This is a genomic window from Exiguobacterium sp. s56, assembly GCF_018618255.1.
Classification (GTDB): Bacteria; Bacillota; Bacilli; order Exiguobacteriales; family Exiguobacteriaceae; genus Exiguobacterium; species Exiguobacterium chiriqhucha.
The window spans coordinates 1-373 of record NZ_JACSLR010000053.1; the positions used below are offsets into that span (position 1 = coordinate 1).

At 57.6% G+C, this 373-nt stretch carries 1 protein-coding gene; it reads left to right on the plus strand.

All coding sequences use genetic code 11. The features are described 5' to 3' along the window. Positions 1-373 (plus strand): IS3 family transposase (locus tag KNP71_RS16135; RefSeq protein ID WP_214831061.1); only part of this gene is annotated, 373 nt, incomplete at both ends.

Genomic DNA, 373 nt, shown 5'->3' on the forward strand with positions numbered 1-373 from the left:
TGTGTGAAATCGCGCAGGTCTCACGGGCCGCCTACTATAAATGGTTGAAGCGTACCGTCTCGGTACGCGAGGAGGAGAACCTAAGCCTACTAGAGGACATCCGCCTCCTCTACGACCAGGTGAACGGGACCTACGGCTATCGACGGATCACCATGACGGTCAACCGGAGACGACGCCAGCATGGCCTGCCGGCATACAACGAGAAGCGTATCTATCGTCTCATGCGCATCCATGAGATCCGTTCGGTCATCCGCCAGAAGCGAAAACGGCACAAGAAGTCGTCACCGCAGCATGTGGCCGAGAACCTGATGAACCGAGAATTCAGCGCGTCCCGACCGGACGAGAAGTGGTGCACCGACGTCACCGAGTTCAA